Origin of the sequence: Kitasatospora sp. NPDC091276 (genome assembly GCF_040684355.1) — a bacterium.
Lineage (GTDB): Bacteria > Actinomycetota > Actinomycetes > Streptomycetales > Streptomycetaceae > Kitasatospora.
The window spans coordinates 99,144-122,857 of record NZ_JBFBFU010000016.1; the positions used below are offsets into that span (position 1 = coordinate 99,144).

Genomic DNA, 23,714 nt, shown 5'->3' on the forward strand with positions numbered 1-23,714 from the left:
GTCCGCCGTGTCGGCCCGCGTCCGGGCGCCCGGACGGCGTTCCATGGCCGCCATGCGCGTCCGCCAGCTCACCTCCGCAGCCGTCGCGCTGCTGCTCGCCGCCGGCCTCGGCGGCTGCTCCGACGGCCCGGATCCGGCCCGTACCCCCGGCCCCGCGCCGGCCTCGGCCGACCCCACCTCCGGCACCGGGGACGTCCGGGCCGCGGACCGCACCGCCGTCCGGGGCGGCGGCAGGCTGCGCTGGGCCGTGGACGGCGTCCCGGCCACGCTCAACGTCTACCAGGGCGACGCGACCGCCGACTCGGCACTGCTCGCGCACGCCCTCTACCCCTCGCTGTTCCGGCCCGACGGGCACGGCCGGCTCGTCCCCGACCCGGACTACCTGGCCGGCGCCGAGTCCACCCCGCCCGGGCAGCAGCCGCAGGTCGTCACCTACCGGCTCAACCCGCGCGCGGTCTGGAGCGACGGCACCCCGATCACGGCCGCCGACCTGACCGCCCAGCGGGCCGCCCTCTCCGGCCTCGACCCGGCCTACCAGGGCGGACGCCCGGCCGGGTACGACGCCATCGACGCGATCGCCCAGGGCGCGGACCCGCACGAAGTCCGGGTGACCTTCCGGCGCCCGTACGCCGAATGGCGCTCGCTGTTCGGCCCGCTCTACCCGGCGGCCGAGACGGCCACCCCGGCCGCGTTCAACCGGGCGCTGACCGGCGGAGAGCACCTGAGCGCCGGGCCGTACACCGTCTCCGGGTACGACGCCGCGGGCGGGCAGGTCGTCCTCGCCCGCAACCCGCGGTGGTGGGGGGACCAGCCGAAGACCGACCGGATCGAGTTCATCGCCGCGCCGCCGGAGGGCCGGCTGGACGCGCTCGACCAGAACCGGCTGGACATCGCCCCGCTCACCGCGGCGGTGGACCAGGCGGTGCCCGCGCCCGCCCCCGCCCCGGCCGCCTCCGCCACGCCCACCGCCACCCCGGGCGCCTCCGATACGCCGACCGCCGAGGCGGCGCCCCCGCCCGCCGCACCCGAGGCCGCGGCGCTGGCCCTGCGGCGGGCCGAGGGACTGCACGGCGTCATCGTGCACCGGGCCGTCGGCGCCTCGCTCACCCAGCTCACCCTCAACTCCGCCCACGGCCCGCTCGCCGATCCGGCCCTGCGGCTCGCCCTGACCCGCGCCGTCGACCGGCGGCGGATCGCCGACGCCGCGCTCACCCCGCTCGGCCTGCCCGGCGCCCCGCTGGGCAGCCACCTGCTCGCCGGCGACCAGGACGGCTACCGCGACAACAGTGCGGCCGCCGGCCCGGCCGACGCCGCCCGGCTGTTCGACGAGGCGGGCTGGAAGCGGCCCGACACCGGCGGCACCCGCACCAAGGACGACAAGGAGCTCACCCTCACCCTGCTCGTCCCGGCCGGCTCCGCGACCGCCAAGCGGACCGCCGACGCGCTCACCGCCGACCTCGGCGAGTCCGGTGTCGAGGTGAAGGCCGTGACCGCGTCCGCCGACACCTTCGTCCAGGACCAGCTGGCCGCCGGGGAGTACGACCTCGCCCTGTTCTCCTGGCCCGCCGGCACCAGCCCGGCGAGCGAGCAGCGGCCCGTCTACGCCAAGCCCCGGCCCGACGCCGACGGCACCCTCGACCCCGGCAGCAACTACGCCCGCAGCGGAACCGAGGAGATCGACCGGCTCTTCGACCGCGCCACCGCCGAGCTCGACCCGGCTGCCCGGCTCCGCCTGCTCCAGGAGGCGGACGTGCGGATCTGGCAGCTCGGCCACTCGGTGCCGCTCTACCAGCGGCCCGAGCTGGTCGGCGTCCGGGCGGGCGTCGCGGGCGCCGGGGTCTGGGGGTACGGCTGGCCGCGCTTCCAGGACGTGGGGTGGAGCGCTTGAGCCCGTTCCCCGGGCCCGCCGGAGCCGGTCGGGGAGCGAACACCGGGTGACCAACGGGTGGCCTGCCTGTGATCTTGATCCCGCCCGACCTGCCCGTTTCTGCTCACCTGGGCGCTTCCCCGTACGATAGGAGGAAGCCGGGGCATGTCCGTTGCCACGGCGGGTGGACCGGTAGTAGCAGGCGGAACGGGCGGCGGCGATCCAGAGGGATCGCTGGTCGGCGTCTCGCGGCCGGGCGCCGTAACCCACGATTCCAGGAGAATCCGCTAGGCATGCCCACGCGCAACGACATCCGCAACGTCGCTATCGTCGCCCACGTCGACCACGGCAAGACCACTCTGGTCGACGCCATGCTGAAGCAGGCCGGCGCCTTCGCCGCCCACCAGCACCTGGACGACCGGATGATGGACTCCAACGACCTGGAGCGCGAGAAGGGCATCACCATTCTCGCGAAGAACACCGCCGTCAAGTACCACCCGAAGGATGGTGGCGCGCCCATCACCATCAACATCATCGACACCCCGGGCCACGCCGACTTCGGTGGCGAGGTCGAGCGCGGTCTGTCGATGGTGGACGCGGTCGTCCTGCTGGTCGACGCCTCCGAGGGCCCGCTGCCGCAGACGCGCTTCGTGCTCCGCAAGGCGCTCACCGCCCGGCTGCCCGTCATCCTCTGCATCAACAAGACGGACCGCCCGGACTCCCGGATCGACGAGGTCATCAACGAGACCTACGACCTGTTCCTGGACCTGGACGCCGACGAGGACCAGATCGAGTTCCCGATCGTCTACGCCTGTGCCCGTGACGGCGTCGCCTCGCTGACCAAGCCGGAGAACGGCACCGTCCCGGCCGACAGCACCAGCCTGGAGCCGTTCTTCTCCACCCTGCTGGAGCACGTCCCGGCCCCGACGTACGAGGCTGACGCGCCGCTCCAGGCCCACGTCACCAACCTCGACGCCGACAACTTCCTCGGCCGCATCGCGCTGCTGCGCGTCGAGCAGGGCGAGCTGCGCAAGGGCCAGACCGTGGCCTGGATCAAGCGCGACGGCACCATCTCCAGCGTCCGCATCTCCGAGCTGCTGATGACCGAGGCGCTCACCCGCAAGCCGGCCGAGGTGGCGGGCCCGGGTGACATCTGCGCCGTCGCCGGCATCTCCGAGATCATGATCGGCGAGACCCTCGCCGACCCGGAGAACCCGATCGCGCTGCCGCTGATCACGGTGGACGAGCCGGCCATCTCGATGACCATCGGCACCAACACCTCGCCGCTGGTCGGCCGTGGCGGCAGCGGCAAGGGCGCGGACGCGAAGTCCAGCGGCAAGGTGGACCGCAAGGTCACCGCCCGCCAGGTGAAGGACCGCCTGGACCGCGAGCTGATCGGTAACGTCTCGCTGCGCGTCCTGGAGACCGAGCGCCCGGACGCCTGGGAGGTGCAGGGCCGCGGTGAGCTGGCGCTGGCCATCCTGATCGAGACCATGCGTCGCGAGGGCTTCGAGCTGACCGTCGGCAAGCCGCAGGTCGTCACCAAGGAGGTCAACGGCAAGACCCACGAGCCGGTCGAGCGCCTCACGGTGGACGTGCCGGAGGAGCACATGGGCGCGGTCACGCAGCTCATGGGTGTCCGCAAGGGCCGGATGGACAACATGTCCAACCACGGCTCGGGCTGGGTCCGGATGGAGTTCGTCGTCCCGTCCCGCGGTCTGATCGGCTTCCGGACCGAGTTCCTCACCAGCACCCGCGGCACCGGCATCGCGCACTCGATCCACGAGGGCCACGAGCCGTGGTTCGGCACCCTGACCACCCGCAACAACGGTTCGCTGGTCGCCGACCGGTCCGGCGTGGTCACCGCCTTCGCGATGACCAACCTCCAGGAGCGCGGCGTGCTCTTCTGCGAGCCGGGCACCGAGGTGTACGAGGGCATGATCGTCGGCGAGAACTCGCGCGCCGACGACATGGACGTCAACATCACCAAGGAGAAGAAGCTCACCAACATGCGTTCCTCGAACGCAGACGTGGCCGAGTCGATCGTCCCGCCGCGCAAGCTCTCGCTGGAGCAGTCGCTGGAGTTCTGCCGCGAGGACGAGTGCATCGAGGTGACCCCGGAGACGGTTCGCATCCGTAAGGTCGTCCTCGACGCGAAGGACCGCGGCCGCACCGCCTCGCGCGCCAAGAAGGCGTGATCCGGACGGCTTGACCGGCCTTTGGCCGGAATGCTTCGCCCCCCTTTCCCATGGAGAGGGGGGCGAACTTTTTCAACTACTCCAAGTTGTCGACGGGCGTATTAACGGAATAGCGCTCATCACTCCCAGGTGTCCGCTGAGCGAACGTGACAGTTCGTCATTCATGACGACTGTCCGTTTGGTGCCTGTCTGGCTATGTCTCTTATGTCCGGTTTTCGAAACTTACCGACTGTTCATGTGACCTAATTGAGATCGTCACTGGTCACTTTCGTGTCCGTGCGTGACGGATAGTGGGTGCAGTCAGGCTCGGGTCAAGGGTGACGCGCAGGGGTGCGCGCCGAAACCACGAGCGCGGACGGCACAGCGGGCCAGGTAACACCCGTCCGCAGTGCCCTCCTCGTTGCAACGTCGAATTCAGGAGGCACACCGATGCGTGGTGGGAGCCAGGCCAAGTGGGTTGTCGCAGCTGTTGCGGTCGCCCTCGCCGCGACTGCTTGTAGCAGTGGCGGTTCCACCGGTGGGAGCAGCTCCGATGGCGCTGCGGTCAACGCCCAGGGCGTGTTCAGCTACCAGAGCGGCGAGCCGCAGCGTCCGCTGCAGCCGGCCAACGCCATGGAGAACCAGGGCGGCCGCATCGTCAAGCAGCTCTTCCAGGGCCTCGTCGACTACGACCCCGCCACCGGCGCCCTGCGTAACCAGGTGGCCGACAAGATCGAGACCACTGACGCCAAGAACTACACCGTCACGCTGAAGTCCGGTTGGACCTTCCACGACGGCACCCCGGTGACGGCCAAGTCCTTCGTGGACTCCTGGAACTGGTCGGCGAACACCAAGAACAACCAGATCAACTCGGACTGGTTCTCCGACATCGTCGGCTACGAGGCCGTTCACCCGGAGAAGGGTGACCCGACCGCCGACACCATGTCCGGTCTGAAGGTCGTCGACGACACGCACTTCACCATCGAGCTGAGCAGCCCGGTCTCGTACTTCACGTACAAGCTCGGCTACTCGGCCTTCTACCCGCTGCCGACCGGGTTCTTCTCCGACCCGGCGGGCTACGGCCAGAAGCCGGTCGGCAACGGCCCGTACAAGTTCGTGTCGTGGGAGCACAACAAGGCCATCACCCTGGCCGCCTACGACAAGTACGCGGGCACGAACAAGGCCAAGAACGGCGGCATCGTCTTCCGGAACTACACCGCCGGTGAGGCCGCGTACAAGGACCTGATGTCGGACACCCTCGACGTCCTGGACCAGGTCGACTCGACCGACCTGCCCAAGTACAAGGACGACCTGGGCAAGCGCGCGGTCGACCAGCCGCAGGGCGCCATCCAGAACATCTCCTTCGCGCTGTACAACGCCGACTGGAGCGCTCCGGAGAAGGCCAAGGTCCGCCAGGGCCTGTCGATGGCCATCGACCGTGACACCATCACCAAGACCGTGCTGAACGGCACGCGTCAGCCCGCCGACGCGTTCGTGGCGCCCGGCGTCATGGGCTTCAAGGCCGGCAGCTGCGGCGACGCCTGCAAGTACGACCCGGCGAAGGCCAAGCAGCTGATCGCCGAGGGCAACGGTGTCCCCGGTAACAAGATCACCATCCTGTACAACTCCGATGGCGGTCACAAGGAGTGGGTCGACGCGGTCTGCAACTCGATCCGCCAGGCCACCGGCGTCGAGTGCCTCGGTGACCCGAAGCCGGACTTCAAGACCTCGCGCGACCTGGTGACCAAGCGTCAGGTGTCGAGCATGATGCGTACCGGCTGGGTGCAGGACTACCCGCTGAACGCCAACTTCCTGCGCGACGTCTACGGCACCGGTGCGGCGGCGAACGACGCCGGCTACTCCAGCCCGGAGTTCGACAAGCTCTCCAAGGAGGCCGACGCGGCCACCACGGTGGAGAAGACCACCGAGCTCTACCAGCAGGCCGAGGCCGTCCTGGCCAAGGACATGCCGGCCATCCCGCTCTGGTACTACAAGACCAGCTCCGGCTGGTCCAACAACGTCCAGAACGTGAAGTTCGACTCCTTCGGCAACCCGGTCTACACCGACGTCGAGGTCAAGAAGAAGTAATCGGTCGGCACCGCCTGACCCGGTGACAACGGCCGGTGCCCGTCCCATCCCCACAAGGGCGAGGACTGGCACCGGCCGTTGGCACGCCGACTTATCTCTGGCCGGGATGACGGGCCCGGCAGAGTCATACATGGAGGCACGATGGGGCGCTTTGTCGCAAGGCGACTGCTCCAGATGATCCCGGTCTTCCTCGGAACGACCGCGCTCATCTTTTTCATGGTGCACGCGCTGCCGGGTGACCCGGTGGCCGCGATGTGGGGCGACAAGGCGCCGGACCCGGCCCAGCTCGCCGCTCTGAGGCACCAGATGGGCTTCGACAAGCCGCTGGTCCAGCAGTACCTCGACTACATGGGGAAGCTGCTCACCGGTGACTTCGGAACCACCCTGGACCAGCGGCCGGTGCTCGACGTGATCACCGATGCGCTGCCGGTCACCACCCGGCTGGCGCTGTTCGCGTTCGCCATCGAGATCGTGCTCGGCGTCACCATCGGCCTCTTCGCCGGTCTGCGCCGCGGCAAGGCGTTCGACAAGAGCACCCTGGTCCTGACCCTGCTGCTGATCTCGATCCCGGTTCCGGTGCTCGGCTTCATCTTCCAGACGGTCTTCGGGCAGAACCTGAAGTGGGTCACGCCGACCGTCCAGGACAGCAACGACATCACCCAGCTGGTGTTGCCGGCGTTCGTGCTCGGCTCGCTGTCGCTGGCGTACGTGGCGCGTCTCACCCGTACCTCCATAGCCGAGAACATCAAGGCCGACTACGTCCGCACCGCGGTGGCCAAGGGCCTGCCCCGGCGCAAGGTGATCGGCACCCACCTGCTCCGCAACTCGATGATCCCGGTGGTCACCTTCCTCGGCACCGACCTGGGCGCCCTGATGGGTGGCGCGATCGTGACCGAGGGCATCTTCAACGTCAAGGGCATCGGCAACGCGCTCTACGCGGCGATCAACCACAAGGAGGGCCCGACGGTCGCCGGCTTCGTGGCCTTCCTGGTGCTCGTATACCTGGCCGCCGGCCTGATCGTCGACCTGCTTTACGCGGTCCTGGACCCGAGGATCCGTTATGCCTGACCTGACCGAGAAGAAGACGGCCGAGGAGATCCCGGCCCAGCGTGGCGCCGACACCCCGGCGGCCAAGCCCGAGAAGGCCCGCAGCCTCGGCTCCGACGCCTGGCACGACCTGCGCCGCAAGCCGATCTTCGTGATCTCCGCGCTGCTGATCCTGCTGCTGATCGTCATCGCGATCGCCCCCGGGCTGTTCACCTCGGCGGACCCGCGCGCCGGCGACCTGCGTCTGCACTACCTGACCAAGCCGAACTACAGCCACTTCTTCCAGGCGGACTGGTTCGGCTACGACCTCCAGGGCCGCAGCATCTACGCCCGGGTGATCTACGGCGCCCGCGCCTCGGTCGTCGTCGGCATCTGCGTCACGGCGGGTGTGACCATCCTCGGTGGCATCACCGGCATGCTGGCCGGCTACTTCGGTGGCTGGGTCGACACGATCATCTCCCGGGTCACCGACATCTTCTTCGGCATCCCGCTGCTGCTCGGCGCCCTGGTCATCCTCAACGCCTTCACCTCGCGCACCATCTGGAGCGTGGTCTTCGCGCTGGTCTCCCTGGGCTGGACCCAGATGACCCGTGTCATGCGCGGTTCGGTCATCACGGTCAAGCAGGCCGACTTCGTGACGGCCGCCAAGGCGCTCGGCGCAGGCACCAGCCGGATCCTGTGGAAGCACATCCTGCCGAACGCGGTCGCCCCGGTGATCGTCGTCGCCACCATCGCGCTCGGCGGCTACATCGCCACCGAGGCGACGCTGAGCTTCCTCGGCATCGGTCTGCAGGACCCGACCATCTCCTGGGGCATCGACATCAACACCGCCCAGAAGGTGATCCGGACCGCCCCGTTCGCCCTGTTCTTCCCCGCCGGAATGCTGAGCCTCACGGTTCTGGCCTTCATCATGCTCGGCGACGCGGTGCGCGACGCCCTCGACCCGAAGCTCCGCTGAGAGAAGAGGTGACGACCCGATGACCACCGTGATCGAGAACAACAACCAGAAGAGCGGCCGACTCGAAGTTGGCACCCCGCTGCTGGAGGTCAAGAACCTCCACGTGGAGTTCCACACCCGGGACGGCATCGCGAAGGCCGTGAACGGCGTCAACTACTCTGTCGCGGCCGGCGAGACGCTCGCCGTGCTCGGAGAGTCCGGCTCCGGCAAGTCCGTGACCGCCCAGACCATCATGGGCATCCTGGACATGCCGCCCGGCAAGGTGACGCAGGGCGAGATCCTGTACCGCGGCCAGGACATGCTCAAGATGGGCAACGAGGAGCGGCGCAGGATCCGCGGCCAGAAGATCGCGATGATCTTCCAGGACGCGCTGTCCTCGCTCAACCCCGTGCTCAGCGTGGGCTACCAGCTCGGCGAGATGTTCCGGGTGCACCAGGGCGCCTCCAAGAAGGACGCCAAGGAGAAGGCCATCGAGCTGATGGACCGGGTGCGCATCCCGGCCGCCAGGCAGCGCGTCGGCGACTACCCGCACCAGTTCTCCGGCGGCATGCGCCAGCGCATCATGATCGCCATGGCGCTCTCGATGCAGCCCGACCTGATCATCGCGGACGAGCCCACCACCGCCCTGGACGTCACCGTCCAGGCCCAGGTGATGGACCTGCTCGCGGAGCTCCAGGCCGAGTACAACATGGGCCTGATCCTGATCACCCACGACCTCGGCGTGGTCGCCGACGTCGCGGACAAGATCGCTGTGATGTACGCCGGCCGGATCGTCGAGACCGCCCCGGTGCACGACCTGTACGCCAACCCGGCGCACCCGTACACCAAGGGCCTGCTCCGCTCCATCCCGCGCCTGGACCAGAAGGGCCAGGAGCTGTACGCGATCAAGGGCCTGCCCCCGAACCTGCTGAAGGTCCCGACCGGCTGCGCGTTCAACCCCCGCTGTGACGTCGCCACCGACCTGTGCCGCACGGAGATCCCGGCGCTGCACCAGGTGACCGACAAGGACGGCAAGGAGCTCACCGGCCGCCGCAGCGCGTGCCACCTCTGGAAGGAGACCCTCCATGGCTGAGCCCATCCTGGAGGTCAAGGACCTGGTCAAGCACTACCCGCTGAGCCAGGGCATCCTCTTCAAGAAGCAGGTCGGCGCGGTCAAGGCGGTCGACGGCATCTCCTTCGCGCTGGCGAAGGGCGAGACGCTCGGCATCGTCGGCGAGTCCGGCTGTGGCAAGTCCACGCTGGCCAAGGTGCTGATGAACCTGGAGCGGGCCACCTCCGGCCAGGTGCTGTTCAAGGGCGAGGACATCTCCAAGCTGTCCGGCCAGGCCCTCAAGGCCGTCCGCCGCAACATCCAGATGGTGTTCCAGGACCCGTACACCTCGCTGAACCCGCGCATGACGGTCGGCGACATCATCGGGGAGCCCTACGAGATCCACCCCGAGGTGGCGCCCAAGGGCGACCGCCGCAAGGCCGTCCAGGACCTGCTGGACGTCGTGGGTCTGAACCCGGAGTACATCAACCGGTACCCGCACCAGTTCTCCGGCGGCCAGCGCCAGCGCATCGGCATCGCCCGCGGTCTCGCGCTCAAGCCCGAGATCATCATCTGTGACGAGCCGGTCTCCGCCCTGGACGTGTCCGTCCAGGCGCAGGTGATCAACCTGCTGGAGAAGCTGCAGGGCGACTTCGGCCTGTCGTACATGTTCATCGCGCACGACCTCTCCATCGTCCGGCACATCTCCGACCGCGTCGGCGTGATGTACCTCGGCAAGATGGTCGAGATCGGCACCGACGAGCAGATCTACGACAACGCCACCCACCCGTACACCCAGGCGCTGCTCTCCGCGGTGCCGGTGCCGGACCCGACGGCGCGCGAGAACCGCGATCGGATCATCCTGACCGGTGACATCCCCTCGCCGGCCAACCCGCCGTCCGGCTGCCGCTTCCGCACCCGCTGCTGGAAGGCGGAGGACCGCTGCGCCGAGGAGATCCCGCTGCTCGCGGTGCCCTCGGTGCTGAAGGGCCCGGCCGCGCACGAGTCGGCCTGTCACTTCGCCGAGGTCCGGGAGCCGGCCGCCGCCTGACTCCCCGTGGCATCCCCGGAAGGGCCCGTGGCTTCGCGCCGCGGGCCCTTCCGTCGTTCCGTCAACTCACGGGGCGTCCGGTGCACCCGTCCGGGTGCACCTGACTCGCGCCGTCGTCCGGGCGCGCTTCTCATGGGGTGTGATGCGACACACACCACGAGGAGGGACCTCCATGCCCGTAGCCGCCCGTGCTCGCTGGGTCCTCGCCGCTGCGACATCCGTGGCCCTGGTGGCCACCGGGTGCAGCAGCGGCGGCGGCGGAAGCAGCAACAGCTCGTCGGACAGCAGCAAGAGCTTCAGCTACCAGAGCAGTGAGCCGCAGAACCCGCTGCAGCCGGCCAACGCGAACGAGGTCGGCGGCGGTCGCATCATCCAGAACCTCTTCAAGGGGCTGGTCGACTACGACCCCGCCACCGCCAAGATCCGGATGCAGGTCGCCGACAAGATCGACACCAGCGACTCCCAGACCTTCGACGTCACGCTGAAGGACGGCTGGAAGTTCCACGACGGCACGCCGGTGCACGCCAAGAACTTCGTGGACTCCTGGAACTGGAGCGCGACCACCAGCAACAACCAGATCAACAGCTCCTGGTTCTCCGACATCGAGGGGTACCAGGACGTCCACCCCGGCAGCGGCCAGCCGACCGCGACCAAGATGTCCGGCCTGACCGTGGTCGACGACCTGCACTTCACCGTCAAGCTCAGCAACAAGGTCTCGTACTTCGAGTACAAGCTCGGCTACATCGCCTTCTCCCCGCTGCCGGACGCCTTCTTCAACGACCCGACCGGGTACGGGCAGAAGCCGGTGGGCAACGGCCCCTACCAGTTCGTCAGCTGGAACCACAACACCGAGGTCGTCACCAAGGCCTTCCCGGACTACCAGGGCGTCGACAAGCCGAAGAACGGCGGCATCGTCTTCAAGATGTACACCACGTCCGAGGCCGCCTACGCCGACCTCCAGTCCAGCAACCTGGACGTGATGGACCAGGTGCCGCCGTCCGCGCTGGCGACGTACAAGAGCGACCTCGGAGACCGGGCGATCGACGCCCCGCAGGGCGCCATCCAGAACATCGGCTTCACCCTCTACCAGGCCGACTGGGCCGCGCCCGACAAGGCCAAGGTGCGCCAGGGCCTGTCCATGGCGATCGACCGCGACACCATCACCAAGACGGTGCTGCAGAACTCCCGCAAGCCGGCCACCGCCTGGGTGGCCGAGGGCGTCGAGGGCTACAAGGACGGCGCCTGCGGCGACTTCTGCAAGTTCGACCCCGCCAAGGCCAAGCAGCTGATCAGCGACGGCGGCGGCGTCCCCGGCAACAAGCTGCTGATCACCTACAACTCCGACGGCGGCCACAAGGAGTGGGTCGACGCGGTCTGCAACTCGATCCGGCAGAGCACCGGCGTCGAGTGCCTCGGAGACCCGAAGCCCGACTTCAAGACCGCCCGCGCCGCGATCACCGGGCACCAGGTCAACGGCGCCTTCCGCACCGGCTGGGTGCAGGACTACCCGCTGAACGCCAACTTCCTGTCCGACGTGTACCGCACCGGCGCCGCGTCCAACGACTTCGGCTACAGCAACCCGCAGTTCGACCAGGCGGCCACCAAGGCCGACGAGGCCGCCAGCGTCGCCGACACGGTGACCGGCTACCAGCAGGCCGAGGCGGTGCTGCCGAGCGGGATGCCGGCCATCCCGCTCTGGTACTACCGCACCAACTCGGGTTACTCGACCAAGGTGCAGAACGTGAAGTTCGACTCCTTCGGAAACCCGGCCTGGACCCAGGTCGAGGTCAAGGGCTGATCCCCCGACCCCTCGCGCCGGCCCCGCCCTTCCCGCACGGAGGGCGGGGCCCGGCCCTCCCGGCCGACCGTCCCCGGCCGGCCGTGCACCCAGGGCACGTCTAGGAAGGAGGCTCGGATGGGCAGTTACGTGCTGCGGCGGGTGCTGCAGATGATCCCGGTGTTCTTTGGCACCACGCTGCTGATCTTCCTGATGGTCTACACGCTGCCGGGCGACCCGGTGTCGGCGCTGTTCGGCGAGAAGGCCGCCGACCCGGCCATCGTGGCCAGCATCAAGCACAAGTACTTCCTGGACCAGCCGGTCTGGAAGCAGTACCTGCACTACATGGGGAACCTCTTCCAGGGGGACTTCGGGACGAGCTTCACCGGCCGCCCCGTCTCCGAGATCATGGCGACCGCCTTCCCGGTCACCATCCGGCTCGCGCTGATGGCCTTCGTCTTCGAAGTGGTCCTCGGCCTCGCCCTGGGCATGGCCTCCGGCCTCCGGCGCGGCAGCGTCCAGGACACCCTGGTGCTGATCCTCACCCTGGTGGTGATCTCGATCCCGGTCTTCGTGCTGGCCTACATCGCGCAGACGATCTTCGCCACCAACCTCGGCTGGGTCACCCCGACGGTGCAGGACTCCACCGACCTCTCCCAGCTGATCCTGCCCGCGATCGTGCTGGGCTCGCTCTCGCTCGCGTACGTCGCCCGGCTCACCCGGACGTCCATCGGCGAGAACCTGCGGGCCGACTACATCCGCACGGCGGTCGCCAAGGGGCTGCCCCGGCGGACCGTCATCTCCCGTCACCTGCTGCGCAACTCGCTGATCCCGGTGGTCACCTTCCTCGGCACCGACCTCGGCGCCCTGATGGGCGGGGCGATCGTCACCGAGGGCATCTTCAACGTGCAGGGCGTCGGCAACGTCCTGTACCGGGCGATCAACCAGAAGGAAGGCCCCACCGTGGTCGGCATCGTGACCGTCCTGGTGATCGTCTACCTCGTCGCCAGCCTGCTCGTCGACCTGCTCTACGCGGTCCTGGACCCGAGGATCCGCTATGCCTGACGTCCACGACGAGAACTCGTACGAGCCGCGCCCCAAGCCCGGGGTCTCGCACCTCGACTACGCCGGGGAGCAGGGCATGGCGGTCGAGCAGGAGACCCTGGTCGAGTCCGACCCGGCCAAGCGGGAGGAGGCCCGCAGCCTGTGGGGCGACGCCTGGCGGGACCTGCGCCGGCGGCCGATCTTCCTGATCTCCGCGGTGCTGATCCTGCTGCTGGTCGTCATGGCGGTCTTCCCCTGGGCGTTCACCGACGCCGACCCGCGCAAGGCCGACCTGGTGCACGACTACCTCAGGCGGCCGAACTGGACGGACTTCTTCGGCGCCGGCTGGTTCGGCTACGACGGGCAGGGCCGGTCGATCTACGCCCGGGTGGTGTACGGCGCCCGTGCCTCGATCACCGTCGGCATCTGCGTGACCCTGTCGGTCACCGTGCTCGGCGGACTGGCCGGCATGGTCGCCGGCTACTTCGGCGGCGCCGTCGACGCGGTGATCTCCCGGATCACCGACATCTTCTTCGGCCTCCCACTGCTGCTCGGCGCCCTGGTGCTGCTGAACGCCTTCACCACCCGCACGGTGTGGAGCGTGGTCATCGCGCTGGCCTTCCTCGGCTGGACCCAGATCGCCCGCGTCATGCGCGGCGCCGTGCTGACCGTCAAACAGTCCGACTACGTGGTGGCCGGCAGGGCGCTCGGCGCCGGGACGGGGCGGCTGATGTTCCGGCACATCCTGCCGAACGCGATCGCCCCCGTGATCGTCGTCGCCACCATCGCGCTCGGCGGCTACATCGCCACCGAGGCGACGCTGAGCTTCCTCGGCATCGGTCTGCAGGACCCGACCATCTCCTGGGGCATCGACATCTCCTCCGCCCAGAAGGTGATCCGGACGGCGCCGTACGTGCTGTTCTTCCCGGCCGTGGCGCTCTCCGTCACCGTGCTGGCCTTCATCATGCTGGGCGACGCGGTGCGCGACGCCCTCGACCCGAAGCTTCGCTGAGCGAGGGGAGCGCAACGTGAGTACAGCTGTGGACGCCAGCAGGTCCGAGCGGGCCGCGTCGTACGAGGGGCCGCTGCTCGACGTCCGTGACCTGCACGTCGAGTTCGTCACCCGGGACGGCGTGGCCAAGGCGGTCAACGGGGTCGACTACAGCGTCCGGGCGGGGGAGACGCTCGCGGTGCTCGGCGAGTCCGGTTCGGGCAAGTCGGTGACCGCGCAGGCGATCATGGGCATCCTGGACATGCCGCCGGCCCGGATCCCGCGCGGGGAGATCCGCTTCCGCGGTCGGGACATGCTGAAGATGGGCAACGAGGAGCGGCGCAGGATCCGCGGCCAGAAGATCGCGATGATCTTCCAGGACGCGCTGTCCTCGCTCAACCCGGTGCTGACGGTGGGCTTCCAGCTCGGCGAGATGTTCCGCGCCCACCGGGGGGCGTCCCGCAAGGAGGCCAAGGACAGGGCCGTCGAACTGATGGACCGGGTGCGGATCCCGGCGGCCAAGCAGCGGGTGAACGACTACCCGCACCAGTTCTCCGGCGGCATGCGCCAGCGCATCATGATCGCCATGGCGCTGGCCCTGGAACCGGACCTGATCATCGCGGACGAGCCCACCACCGCGCTGGACGTCACCGTCCAGGCGCAGGTGATGGACCTGCTCGCGGAGCTCCAGGCGGAGTACAACATGGGCCTGATCCTGATCACCCACGACCTCGGCGTGGTCGCCGACGTCGCGGACAAGATCGCCGTGATGTACGCCGGCCGGATCGTCGAGACCGCCCCGGTGCACGAGCTGTACGCGCGCCCCGCGCACCCGTACACCCGCGGCCTGCTGGACTCCATCCCGCGGCTGGACCAGAAGGGCCAGGAGCTCTACGCCATCAAGGGCCTGCCGCCCAACCTGCTGCGGATCCCCCAGGGCTGCGCCTTCAACCCGCGCTGCCCGCGGGCGCAGGACCGCTGCCGGGCCGAGGTGCCGGAGCTGTACCCGGTCGCCGAGGACGACGGTGCCCCGCTGGCCGGGCGGGGCAGCGCCTGCTTCTTCTGGAAGGAGACCCTCCATGGCCGCTAACGGGTCCACCGCACTGGGTGCCGCGGTGCCGGAGGAGGCCGCCTTCGCCCAGGAAGTGCCGCGCGGCGAGCCGATCCTCGAAGTCCGGGACCTGGTCAAGCACTTCCCGCTGACCAAGGGCGTGCTGTTCAGGAAGCAGGTCGGCGCCGTGAAGGCCGTCGACGGGGTCTCCTTCGACCTGAGGCAGGGCGAGACGCTGGGCGTCGTCGGCGAGTCCGGCTGCGGGAAGTCCACGCTGGCCAAGGTGCTGATGAACCTGGAGCCGGCCACCGGGGGATCGGTCCGCTACAAGGGCGAGGAGATCTCCCGGCTGTCCGGGTCGGCGCTGAAGGCCGTCCGCCGCAACATCCAGATGGTGTTCCAGGACCCGTACACCTCGCTGAACCCGCGCATGACGGTCGGCGACATCATCGGGGAGCCCTTCGAGATCCACCCCGAGGTGGCGCCGAAGGGGGACCGCCGCAAGGCCGTCCAGGACCTGCTGGACGTGGTCGGGCTCAACCCCGAGTACATCAACCGCTATCCGCACCAGTTCTCCGGCGGGCAGCGCCAGCGCATCGGCATCGCAAGGGGGTTGGCGCTCAGGCCGGAGATCATCATCTGTGACGAGCCGGTCTCCGCGCTGGACGTGTCGGTGCAGGCGCAGGTGATCAACCTGCTGGACAAGCTGCAGGGGGAGTTCAACCTCTCGTACATGTTCATCGCGCACGACCTCTCCATCGTCCGGCACATCTCGGACCGGGTCGGCGTGATGTACCTCGGCAAGATGGTCGAGATCGGCAGCGATGCCGAGATCTACGACCACGCCACCCACCCGTACACCCAGGCGCTGCTCTCCGCCGTCCCCGTGCCGGACCCGACGGCCAGGGAGTCGCGGGACCGGATCGTGCTCACCGGGGACGTGCCCTCGCCGGCCAACCCGCCGTCCGGCTGCCGCTTCCGCACCCGCTGCTGGAAGGCGCAGGACCGCTGCGCGGCCGAGATCCCGCTGCTCGCCTCGCCGTCCTGGCTGGGCGGGGCGGCCCGGCACGACTCGGCGTGTCACTTCGCGGCGGAGCGCGAGATCGGGCAGGGCGCGGCGGAGCGCGAGATGGGGCAGAGCGCGGCGGAGCGCGAGGTCGGGCAGAGTGCGGCGGAGCGCGAGATCGGGCAGAGCGCGGCGGAGCGCGAGGTCGGGCAGGGCGGTACCGAGCCCGGTTAGCGGCTCGCGAGACCCAGGGCGCGCCCCCGCACCGGGGGTGCGCCCTTTCTTGTGATGGAAAAGAGACGTGCCGCGCGATTCCGCAAGTGGGGTCGGGTCGTTGATAGTTGCTCTGCGCGTACAGGTGCTCGCCGCTGCGCTGGGGGAGGGCTGCTCGGATGGACATGGTGGAGGTGATCGGCGGCGGTCGGGAGAACCTGGTGCCCGGGACCCCGCTGCTGGAGGTCGACGACCTGCACGTCGAGTTCCGTACCCGGGACGGCGTGGCCAGGGCCGTCAACGGGGTGAGCTACTCGGTGTCGGCCGGGGAGACGCTGGCGGTGCTGGGTGAGTCCGGTTCGGGCAAGTCGGTGACCGCGCAGGCGATCATGGGCATCCTGGACACGCCGCCCGGGCGGATCACCGGCGGGCGGATCCTCTACCGCGGCGAGGACCTGCTGACCATGGGCTCCAGGGCCCGGCGGTTCGTCCGGGGCCAGAAGATCGCGATGATCTTCCAGGACGCACTGTCCTCGCTCAACCCGGTGCTCAGCGTGGGGTACCAGCTCGGCGAGATGTTCCAGGTGCACCGCGGCGCCAGCCGCAAGGAGGCCAGGGAGAGGGCCATCGAGCTGATGGACCGGGTGCGGATCCCGGCGGCCAGGCAGCGCGTCGGTGACTACCCGCACCAGTTCTCCGGCGGCATGCGCCAGCGCATCATGATCGCCATGGCGCTCTCCATGGAGCCGGACCTGATCATCGCGGACGAGCCCACCACCGCGCTGGACGTCACCGTGCAGGCCCAGGTGATGGACCTGCTGGCCGAGTTGCAGCACGAGTTCCACATGGGGCTGATCCTGATCACCCACGACCTCGGCGTGGTCGCCGACGTCGCGGACACGATCGCGGTGATGTACGCGGGCCGGATCGTCGAGACGGCCCCGGTGCGCGACCTGTACGCGCGCCCCGCCCACCCGTACACCCGGGGACTGCTCGACTCGATCCCGCGGCTGGACCAGAAGGGGCAGAACCTCCACGCCATCAAGGGCCTGCCGCCCAGCCTCCTGAAGATCCCGCAGGGCTGCGCGTTCAACCCGCGCTGCGACCGGGTGCAGGACCGCTGCCTGAGCGAACTCCCGCCGCTGGTGCCGATGGTGGACGCCGAGGGCGCCGAGCTGCCCGGCCGTCGCAGTGCCTGCCACTTCTGGCGGGAGACCCTGCACGGCTGAGGACGCCGGGGCGCCGCCGTCTACCGCTCGAAGCCGACGTTCTCCCAGACGATGTCGGACAGCCCCTGGGCGCCGATGTTGGCGAGGTTGGCGCGGGCGCCGTACAGCTGCGGGCGCTGGTAGAGCGGCAGCACGCCGGCCACCTTCCACAGCTCGCCGTCGGCCTGGTTGATCGCCTCGGAGGCGGTGGCCGCGTCGGGTGCGGCGGCGGCCCGGTCGAGGGCGGCGTCCACGGCCGGGCTGCCCGCGCCGACGTGGTTGGTGCCGCCGTTCTGGACGAAGTCGGCGCGGTTGCCGCTGGCCGGGAAGGGCGTGCCGAGCAGCGAGTAGGCGGTGATGTCGAAGTCGCCGCGGTTGACGTACTTGTCGAAGAACTCGTTGGCGGCGGAGGTGACCGTGGTGACCTTGACGCCGACGTCCTTGAGCGTCCTGGTGGCGCTGTCGGCCTCGCTCTGCGCCTGGGTGACGCCGGCCGGGATGACCATCCGCAGGTTCAGCTCGCGGCCGTTGCGCTTGCGGACGTCGCCGTCGAGCCGCCAGCCGGCCGCGTCCAGCTTGCGGGCGGCCTCGGCGGGGTCGTAGCGGCTGAGGCCGAGGGAGTTGTCCCGGTAGGCGTTCTGGTTGGCGACCAGCAGGTGGTTGTTGAGCGGGGCGGCGGGCCAGTCCAGGCCGTTCAGGTCGGAGCGGATGACGGCGTCCCGGTTGATGGCCTGGAAGACGGCCTGGCGGACGGTCGCGTCGCTGAGCGCCGGGGTGCGGGCGTTGAGGGTGAGCTGGCGGAAGTCGGGCCCGCCGGCCCGGCGGACGGCGGCGCCCTTGGTGCTCTTGATGATCTGGTAGCCGGCGACGTCCGGGCCGTTGTTGAAGAGGTCGATCTCGCCCCTGGCAAAGGCGGGGGCCATGGCGTTGGGCAGCATGGCGTGGAAGACGATCCGGTCCAGCAGCGGCTTGTCGCCCCACCAGGCGGGGTCGGCGACCAGCGTGATGGTCTGGGCGGCGCGGTCCATCCGTTCGACCTTGAACGGGCCGGCGGTGACCGGGATCGCGTCCAGGTAGGCGGAGTTGAACAGCTCCGGGGTGGCGAGCCGGCTCGCGGGCAGCAGCGGGGCGTTGGCGGCGCCGTTGAACATCGACTGCCACTCGGAGAACGGCCGGTCGAAGGTCATCACCGCCTGGAAGTCGTCCTTGCCCCGCTCGACCGAGGAGACCTGTTCGAAGCCGGTGTTGCTGGCGGGCCGGTAGGCCGGGTCCTTCCCGTTCAGCGCCCGCCAGTTGGCTTCGAGGTCGCGCCAGGTGATCGGGGTGCCGTCGGACCAGTGGGCCTTCGGGTTGAGCGTCCAGACGACGACCTGCCGGCCGTCCCGCAGCTCCGCGTGGGCGTCTTGCAGGTAGGCCGGGTTGGCGGTCTGGGTGCCGGCCGCGTCGGAGCGGAAGAAGGTCGGCAGCAGCGGCTTGCTGACGCTGATCGTCGAGGACTCGCTGCCGTCGGTCTGGATCGGCGACCACTGGCGGGAGAACTGGGCGATCGCCAGGTGCAGGGTGCCGCCCTGGCGCAGCTGGGAGCGCTCGCGCGGGTTGACGTCGATCGAGGTGAGCTTGGGGGCCCCGGTGGCGGACGGCCCGTCGGCGGCGGCGCCGCCCTGGCCGGAGGCGCACGAACAGAGCGTCAGTGAGAGCGACAGGGCGGTGAGACCGGCGAGCAGAGCCGTCCGGTGCTGGAGGCGGCGGCTCATCGGCGTGCTCCCCGAGGTGGCTGTGGCGGAAGGTGTGGCGTCACATCTTGCTGACCGGGAGGGGGAGTTGTCGAGGGGCGGGCCGGATGCCGGCCCGCCCCCCGGTCGGTGCGGTCGCTGCTCAGGCGACGGTGAACTTGAAGGTGCGGTCCTTCTCGCCGGTCTTGTCGAGCAGCGAGGTGACGGCGTCCGCGACGTCCTGCGGGGTGATCGCGGCGTTCTGGCCGTTCTTCTTGACCTTCACCTTGTCGAACACGCTGCCCAGCTGGCCGTTCAGCGCGTCGAGGTCCCACTTGGGCACGATCTTGCCGGAGGCGTCCGGGACGAGCGTGAGCGTCTTGGCGGCGACCTGCTTGCCGAAGATCCACTTCTTGGCGCCGGCCAGGACGTATACGTTGCCGTTGAGCGCGGACTTGCCGAGGCTGTCCGCGGCGGCTTGCAGGGCCTGCGGGGAGACCTTGGGCTGGGCGGCCGTCACGGCGAGCGCGATCGGCTGCTCGGGCTTGCCGGCGGCGCGGTCGCGGTAGGCCTGCTCGACCACGTCGAGGGCGCTCGCCGAGTCGACGGCCTGGCCGGCCCGGCCGGGCACCACGACCGGGTCGCCGTTGTCGGCGAACTTGACGTAGCCCTCCTGAAGGCCCTGGCCCGAGCCGGAGGCCAGGGTGTCCAGGGCGGCCTTGAGCTTGGCCCGGTCCACCTTGACGTCCGGTGCGACCGCCTTGGTGCCGCCCTTCAGCGACTTGATGACGTCGACCGGGCTGTAGCTGTGCTGGGCGAGGCCGTCCACGGTGCCCGTGGTGTCGAAGCTCAGCCCGGCGACGGTCGGGTCGAGGTTCAGCGCCTGGTCGCCGACCTTCAGCTTGAGCGGCTGCTGGCCGGTCTTGCCGACGGTCTCGTCGAGCTGGTGGATCGCCTGGTCGCGGCTGTTGCCACCGATGTCGGTGCCGAGCACCACGGTGCCCTTGGGGATGTCGGACTGGTTGAGCATCAGGCCGGTGCCGTACGCGGCGGCGCCGAGGAACAGCACGAAGCCGACGCCGTACACGCCCAGCTTGACCAGCTTCTTGCCGGCGCTGGCCTTCGGCTTGGCCTTGCCCTTGGTCTTGGCGGGCGCGGGCGCGGGCGCGGACTCGGTCCTGGCCGGCTGCGGTGCGGGCCGGGGGCCCGGGGCGGGGGTCGGCAGCGGGGTGAACTCGGTGGCCTCCGGGTCCGGTCCGGGCTGCTGCGGGTGCCCGGGGGCGGTACCGGGGGCGCCGGGGAAGAGCCCGCCGGGGGCCGGGTGGGCGAAGGCGTCCTGGCCCGGCGCGGCGGGGCGCTGGGCGGCGAACGGGTCGGCACCGGCCGGGGCCGAGGCGAACAGGCCGGGCTGCGGGCGGGCTTCGCCGCCGTGCGCGGCGCCGTTCTGCGGCAGGCCCGGTATGGCGGCGGGCGGCGGGGTGCCCTCGCGGATCGGCTCGAAGCCGTCGACCGAGGTGTCCTCCGGGTCCGTCGCGCCGGACGCCGGGCCCTGCGGGCGGGCGCCCGGGCGCGGGCCCTGCTGCGGCCGGCCGTCGGACTGCCGGCCGTTGCGCCGGCCGCCGCTCTGCTGGCCGCCGTTCTGCTGGGCGTCCTGCTGCGGGCGGTCGTCGCGCCGGCCGCGGGCTCCGGCCGTGGGCGCCATCGGGGCGAACGGGTCGGCGGTGGGCGGGGCGAAGGGGGAGGCGGCCTCGTACACGCCGGGCTCCTCCGCCGGGGCCTGCGCACCGGGGCCGGCGGGGAACGGCGCACCGTTCGGGTTCGGGGCCGGGTTCGGGGCCTGGGCCTGGGCGGGCACCGGTCGGCCGTTCGGACGGGCCGCGCCCTGGGCGGGGCGGGCACCGTTCGGATGGGCGCCGGGGGCCGGGGCGGCCGTCGGCCGGGGCTCGGCGGCGGCGGGCGCGGCCGGGGCCTCCGGCGCGCCCGGGGTGTTCGGGGCACCGGCCGGTACGGCGGTCGGCGCCGGCTCGGCCTTCTTCTGCCGGGGCCGGAACCAGGCGCCGGTGGACTCGGCCTCGGACGTCGCCGGCGGGATCGGCGGGACCTGCCACTCCGGCGGCAGTTCCGGCGGGGTGGCCGTGCGGGCGCCGCCCTCCATCACCCCGAGGACGGGGGAGGAGGGCGCGGACCGGTGCCGCGGGCCGCCCGGCTCGGGGGCGGCCGCCGGGGCCTCCTCGCCCGGGCCGTCCTCGTTCTTGACGGTGCTGCGGACCACGACCGGCGGGATCGGGCGCGACCCGGGGATGTTGATCCGGACCCGGGTCGTCAGGGTGGTCTCGGTCTTCGGGCCGTCGTCCTCGCCGCCCGACGCGGCGCCCTGGGCGGCACCGGCCCGGTCGCCGCCCGGGAGCCCCGGTGTGCCGTAGGGCGGGGTGCCCGACGGGTAGGCGTCCGGACCCGTACGCCGGGGCGTCGGGTGGGCGTTGTCAGATTCGCGGCTGCTCAATGCTGCTCTGCTCCGGGTTCGCGGGCGGGCCGTGCGGCGCGACCGCGGTTCGTGGTCGCCGGGCCTGGGCGGGCGGCGGTCGGGTACGGCGTTCTGCGGGACCACCATACTGGGAAGAACAGAGCGGCGAACGGCTTCGGACAGATCCTGATACGTCCGGTTCCTCCGGTATGAGAGTACGGCCGCGCGCTCCTGACTGCGCGTCGTGCGCGGTGCCGTACGTGCCCCGCGGGCGGGTTCAGCGCGGCGGACCGGGCACGCCCGGGAACCAGCTGCCGCGGGTCGGCAGGGTGGCGCAGATCACGCCCAGGACCGAGCCGCCGAACAGCCAGCCGAGCGAGGTGGCGTTGGACCACAGCACGTTGTCGCCCTCCGGCCGGGGCACGATCACCAGCAGCATCGCCATGAACCAGCCGGCCGCGGGCAGTGCCGCGCCCAGCCGGGTGCCGGTGACCCGCAGGCCGCCGTAGAAGGCGGCGCCGGTCGCGGCGAGCGCCAGCAGGACCCCCACGGGCGGCCACAAGGCCTGCACGAAGGATCCGCAGACCGACACCGCGACACCCAGCAGGAAGAACAGGACGTAGGCCGCGATCCGGGCGGCGCGCGGGGGCTGAGGCTCGGCCAGCCGCTCCTCGCGGGTGCCGAGGACGGCCGCCGGGAACGAGCGGCGCGGCGGCCGGGCGGCGGCGGGCTCGGTCATCGGACGCTCTCCTCGGCGGTGGCGGTGGCGGTGGCGGTGGCGGTGGGCAGCGGGTCGGCGGCGGGCGACAGCCCCGCGAACAGGTCGTCCTCGGGCCGCTCCGGCCCGGCCTGGCCGCGTACCAGCTGGTAGTACTCGGTGGCGACCAGCGGCTGGCCGAGGTCGTTGGAGAGCGCGAAGAAGGCGCCGTCCACGGTGATCTGAGTGGCGTGCGCGGCCATCGCGGCGGCCTTGCGCCCGGCGTACGCGGAGCCGTCCAGCACGGTGGTGACCACCTCGTCGGCCACCACCCCGGGAACGTCGGCGGGCCGGGCCGTCCCGGGGAAGGGCGCCCGGGCGGCGGTCTCGGCGAGCCCGGCCTCGATCACCGAGCGGGGCATCCGGTTCCAGTACACCTTGGCGATCCGCCAGGCCGGGCCCAGCTCCGGGCGGTGCGCCGGATCGGCCGCCAGCTCGTACGCGCGCATCGCGACCCGGTGCGCCTGGATGTGGTCCGGGTGCCCGTAGCCGCCGTTCTCGTCGTAGGTGACCAGCACCTGCGGCCGGACCTCGCGGACCACCGCGACCAGGTGGCCGGCCGCCTCGTCGAGGTCGGCCCGCCAGAAGCAGCCGGGCACGTCGTTGTCGGGCAGGCCCATCATCCCGGAGTCGCGGTAGCGGCCAGGGCCGCCGAGGAAGCGGAGGTCGGTGACGCCGAGCGCGCGCATCGCCGCGGTCAGCTCGCCGATCCGGTACGCGCCGAGGGTGCCGTCCCGATCGGCCGTCAGATGGGCCAGCCCGGGCGGGATCACCTCGCCGCCCTCGCCGAGGGTGCAGGTCACCAGGGTGACCTGGGCGCCCTCGGCGGCGTACCGGGCCATGGTGGCGCCGTTGCCGATCGACTCGTCGTCGGGGTGGGCGTGCACCAGGAGCAGGCGGCGGCCGGTAGTCGCGGTCATGGGAGGAAGCCTAACGACCGCCGTGGCGGGGTCAGAGCTTCAGGCCGTTGATCATCCCGGCGAGGTTGCTGGTGACCTGGCTGATCGACGGCGCGATCGAGCTGGACGCCAGGTAGAAGCCGAGCAGCGCGCAGATGATCGCGTGCGCGAGCTTCAGCCCGGAGCGGCGGATCAGCACCACCACGATGACCAGCATCAGCATGGCTGCGGAGACGGACAAAGCCATGTCGGCTCACACCCCTTCTCGGGTGCGCCACCCCCTGGGGAGGGTGACGGTGGGACCGTACGGGACTTGCGGTCGGGCGACCGTGGCCGGGACGGGCCCGACGATCACTCGCCCGACCAGTCATACC

Annotated in this window: 18 protein-coding genes; 13 read left to right on the forward strand and 5 right to left on the reverse strand. The window is 70.6% G+C overall.

What is annotated here, in order from left to right; translation table 11 throughout:
• Window positions 1-52 precede the first annotated feature (52 nt).
• The 13 genes from AB0O19_RS21295 (at window position 53) to AB0O19_RS21355 (ending at window position 17,529) form a co-directional block, all read left to right on the forward strand.
• Window positions 53-1,888, forward strand: a complete 1,836-nt coding sequence (locus AB0O19_RS21295) for an ABC transporter family substrate-binding protein (RefSeq protein ID WP_363621413.1) — start codon at window positions 53-55, stop codon at window positions 1,886-1,888.
• A gap of 272 nt (window positions 1,889-2,160) precedes the next feature.
• Window positions 2,161-4,065: a translational GTPase TypA gene (gene typA / locus AB0O19_RS21300; protein ID WP_350879930.1), complete on the forward strand. Its 1,905-nt coding sequence runs from the start codon at window positions 2,161-2,163 to the stop codon at window positions 4,063-4,065.
• A 429-nt stretch (window positions 4,066-4,494) separates the two neighbouring features.
• Window positions 4,495-6,132, forward strand: coding sequence for an ABC transporter substrate-binding protein (locus AB0O19_RS21305; RefSeq protein WP_363621415.1), 1,638 nt, complete (start codon window positions 4,495-4,497; stop codon window positions 6,130-6,132).
• 141 nt (window positions 6,133-6,273) lie between these two features.
• The gene (locus AB0O19_RS21310) at window positions 6,274-7,200 is read left to right on the forward strand and encodes an ABC transporter permease (protein WP_363372519.1); all 927 of its coding nucleotides are present in this window, start codon (window positions 6,274-6,276) and stop codon (window positions 7,198-7,200) included.
• Window positions 7,193-8,137 (forward strand): ABC transporter permease, encoded by a 945-nt coding sequence (locus tag AB0O19_RS21315; protein ID WP_363621417.1) that lies wholly within the window; start codon window positions 7,193-7,195, stop codon window positions 8,135-8,137. Before AB0O19_RS21310 ends, AB0O19_RS21315 begins: the two co-directional genes overlap by 8 nt.
• 19 nt (window positions 8,138-8,156) lie before the next feature.
• On the forward strand, window positions 8,157-9,209 hold the full coding sequence (locus tag AB0O19_RS21320) for an ABC transporter ATP-binding protein (protein WP_363621419.1): 1,053 nt from the start codon (window positions 8,157-8,159) through the stop codon (window positions 9,207-9,209).
• A complete protein-coding gene (locus AB0O19_RS21325; RefSeq protein ID WP_363621421.1) occupies window positions 9,202-10,218 on the forward strand; it encodes a dipeptide ABC transporter ATP-binding protein in 1,017 nt (338 codons plus the stop codon). Before AB0O19_RS21320 ends, AB0O19_RS21325 begins: the two co-directional genes overlap by 8 nt.
• 172 nt (window positions 10,219-10,390) lie before the next feature.
• Window positions 10,391-12,016: an ABC transporter substrate-binding protein gene (locus AB0O19_RS21330; RefSeq protein WP_363621423.1), complete on the forward strand. Its 1,626-nt coding sequence runs from the start codon at window positions 10,391-10,393 to the stop codon at window positions 12,014-12,016.
• Between the two features lie 117 nt (window positions 12,017-12,133).
• Complete coding sequence (locus tag AB0O19_RS21335) at window positions 12,134-13,060, forward strand: ABC transporter permease (RefSeq protein WP_363585423.1); 927 nt, start codon at window positions 12,134-12,136, stop codon at window positions 13,058-13,060.
• A 76-nt stretch (window positions 13,061-13,136) separates the two neighbouring features.
• Window positions 13,137-14,051 carry an ABC transporter permease gene (locus tag AB0O19_RS21340; RefSeq protein WP_363621502.1) on the forward strand — a complete coding sequence of 305 codons (915 nt, stop codon included), beginning with the start codon at window positions 13,137-13,139 and terminating at the stop codon, window positions 14,049-14,051.
• 16 nt (window positions 14,052-14,067) lie between these two features.
• Complete coding sequence (locus AB0O19_RS21345; protein WP_363621425.1) at window positions 14,068-15,120, forward strand: ABC transporter ATP-binding protein; 1,053 nt, start codon at window positions 14,068-14,070, stop codon at window positions 15,118-15,120.
• Window positions 15,110-16,321, forward strand: a complete 1,212-nt coding sequence (locus AB0O19_RS21350; RefSeq protein WP_363621427.1) for a dipeptide ABC transporter ATP-binding protein — start codon at window positions 15,110-15,112, stop codon at window positions 16,319-16,321. The genes AB0O19_RS21345 and AB0O19_RS21350 overlap by 11 nt, the downstream gene beginning before the upstream one ends.
• Before the next feature lie 158 nt (window positions 16,322-16,479).
• A complete protein-coding gene (locus tag AB0O19_RS21355; RefSeq protein WP_363621429.1) occupies window positions 16,480-17,529 on the forward strand; it encodes an ABC transporter ATP-binding protein in 1,050 nt (349 codons plus the stop codon).
• A gap of 20 nt (window positions 17,530-17,549) precedes the next feature.
• On the opposite strand, the gene AB0O19_RS21360 is transcribed toward AB0O19_RS21355, so the two are convergent.
• The 5 genes from AB0O19_RS21360 to AB0O19_RS21380 all read right to left on the reverse strand — a co-directional run bounded on the left by AB0O19_RS21360 (window position 17,550) and on the right by AB0O19_RS21380 (window position 23,587).
• The gene (locus AB0O19_RS21360; protein WP_363621431.1) at window positions 17,550-19,262 is read right to left on the reverse strand and encodes an ABC transporter family substrate-binding protein; all 1,713 of its coding nucleotides are present in this window, start codon (window positions 19,260-19,262) and stop codon (window positions 17,550-17,552) included.
• Window positions 19,263-19,383: 121 nt separating this feature from the next.
• Window positions 19,384-21,723 carry a peptidoglycan binding domain-containing protein gene (locus AB0O19_RS21365; protein ID WP_363621433.1) on the reverse strand — a complete coding sequence of 780 codons (2,340 nt, stop codon included), beginning with the start codon at window positions 21,721-21,723 and terminating at the stop codon, window positions 19,384-19,386.
• 238 nt (window positions 21,724-21,961) lie between these two features.
• On the reverse strand, window positions 21,962-22,423 hold the full coding sequence (locus AB0O19_RS21370; protein WP_363621435.1) for a DUF6113 family protein: 462 nt from the start codon (window positions 22,421-22,423) through the stop codon (window positions 21,962-21,964).
• Window positions 22,420-23,361, reverse strand: coding sequence for an N-acetyl-1-D-myo-inositol-2-amino-2-deoxy-alpha-D-glucopyranoside deacetylase (gene mshB / locus AB0O19_RS21375; protein WP_363621437.1), 942 nt, complete (start codon window positions 23,359-23,361; stop codon window positions 22,420-22,422). The genes AB0O19_RS21370 and mshB overlap by 4 nt, the downstream gene beginning before the upstream one ends.
• Before the next feature lie 31 nt (window positions 23,362-23,392).
• Complete coding sequence (locus tag AB0O19_RS21380) at window positions 23,393-23,587, reverse strand: DUF2304 family protein (RefSeq protein ID WP_063347949.1); 195 nt, start codon at window positions 23,585-23,587, stop codon at window positions 23,393-23,395.
• Window positions 23,588-23,714: the final 127 nt, after the last annotated feature.

Coding starts and splice junctions, on each gene's coding strand:
- AB0O19_RS21295 (WP_363621413.1), top strand. CDS start 53: ATGCGCGTCCGCCAGCTCACCTCCGCAGCCGTCGCGCTGCTGCTCGCC.
- typA (WP_350879930.1), top strand. CDS start 2,161: ATGCCCACGCGCAACGACATCCGCAACGTCGCTATCGTCGCCCACGTC.
- AB0O19_RS21305 (WP_363621415.1), top strand. CDS start 4,495: ATGCGTGGTGGGAGCCAGGCCAAGTGGGTTGTCGCAGCTGTTGCGGTC.
- AB0O19_RS21310 (WP_363372519.1), top strand. CDS start 6,274: ATGGGGCGCTTTGTCGCAAGGCGACTGCTCCAGATGATCCCGGTCTTC.
- AB0O19_RS21315 (WP_363621417.1), top strand. CDS start 7,193: ATGCCTGACCTGACCGAGAAGAAGACGGCCGAGGAGATCCCGGCCCAG.
- AB0O19_RS21320 (WP_363621419.1), top strand. CDS start 8,157: ATGACCACCGTGATCGAGAACAACAACCAGAAGAGCGGCCGACTCGAA.
- AB0O19_RS21325 (WP_363621421.1), top strand. CDS start 9,202: ATGGCTGAGCCCATCCTGGAGGTCAAGGACCTGGTCAAGCACTACCCG.
- AB0O19_RS21330 (WP_363621423.1), top strand. CDS start 10,391: ATGCCCGTAGCCGCCCGTGCTCGCTGGGTCCTCGCCGCTGCGACATCC.
- AB0O19_RS21335 (WP_363585423.1), top strand. CDS start 12,134: ATGGGCAGTTACGTGCTGCGGCGGGTGCTGCAGATGATCCCGGTGTTC.
- AB0O19_RS21340 (WP_363621502.1), top strand. CDS start 13,137: ATGGCGGTCGAGCAGGAGACCCTGGTCGAGTCCGACCCGGCCAAGCGG.
- AB0O19_RS21350 (WP_363621427.1), top strand. CDS start 15,110: ATGGCCGCTAACGGGTCCACCGCACTGGGTGCCGCGGTGCCGGAGGAG.
- AB0O19_RS21355 (WP_363621429.1), top strand. CDS start 16,480: ATGGACATGGTGGAGGTGATCGGCGGCGGTCGGGAGAACCTGGTGCCC.
- AB0O19_RS21360 (WP_363621431.1), bottom strand. CDS start 19,262: ATGAGCCGCCGCCTCCAGCACCGGACGGCTCTGCTCGCCGGTCTCACC.
- AB0O19_RS21370 (WP_363621435.1), bottom strand. CDS start 22,423: ATGACCGAGCCCGCCGCCGCCCGGCCGCCGCGCCGCTCGTTCCCGGCG.
- mshB (WP_363621437.1), bottom strand. CDS start 23,361: ATGACCGCGACTACCGGCCGCCGCCTGCTCCTGGTGCACGCCCACCCC.
- AB0O19_RS21380 (WP_063347949.1), bottom strand. CDS start 23,587: ATGGCTTTGTCCGTCTCCGCAGCCATGCTGATGCTGGTCATCGTGGTG.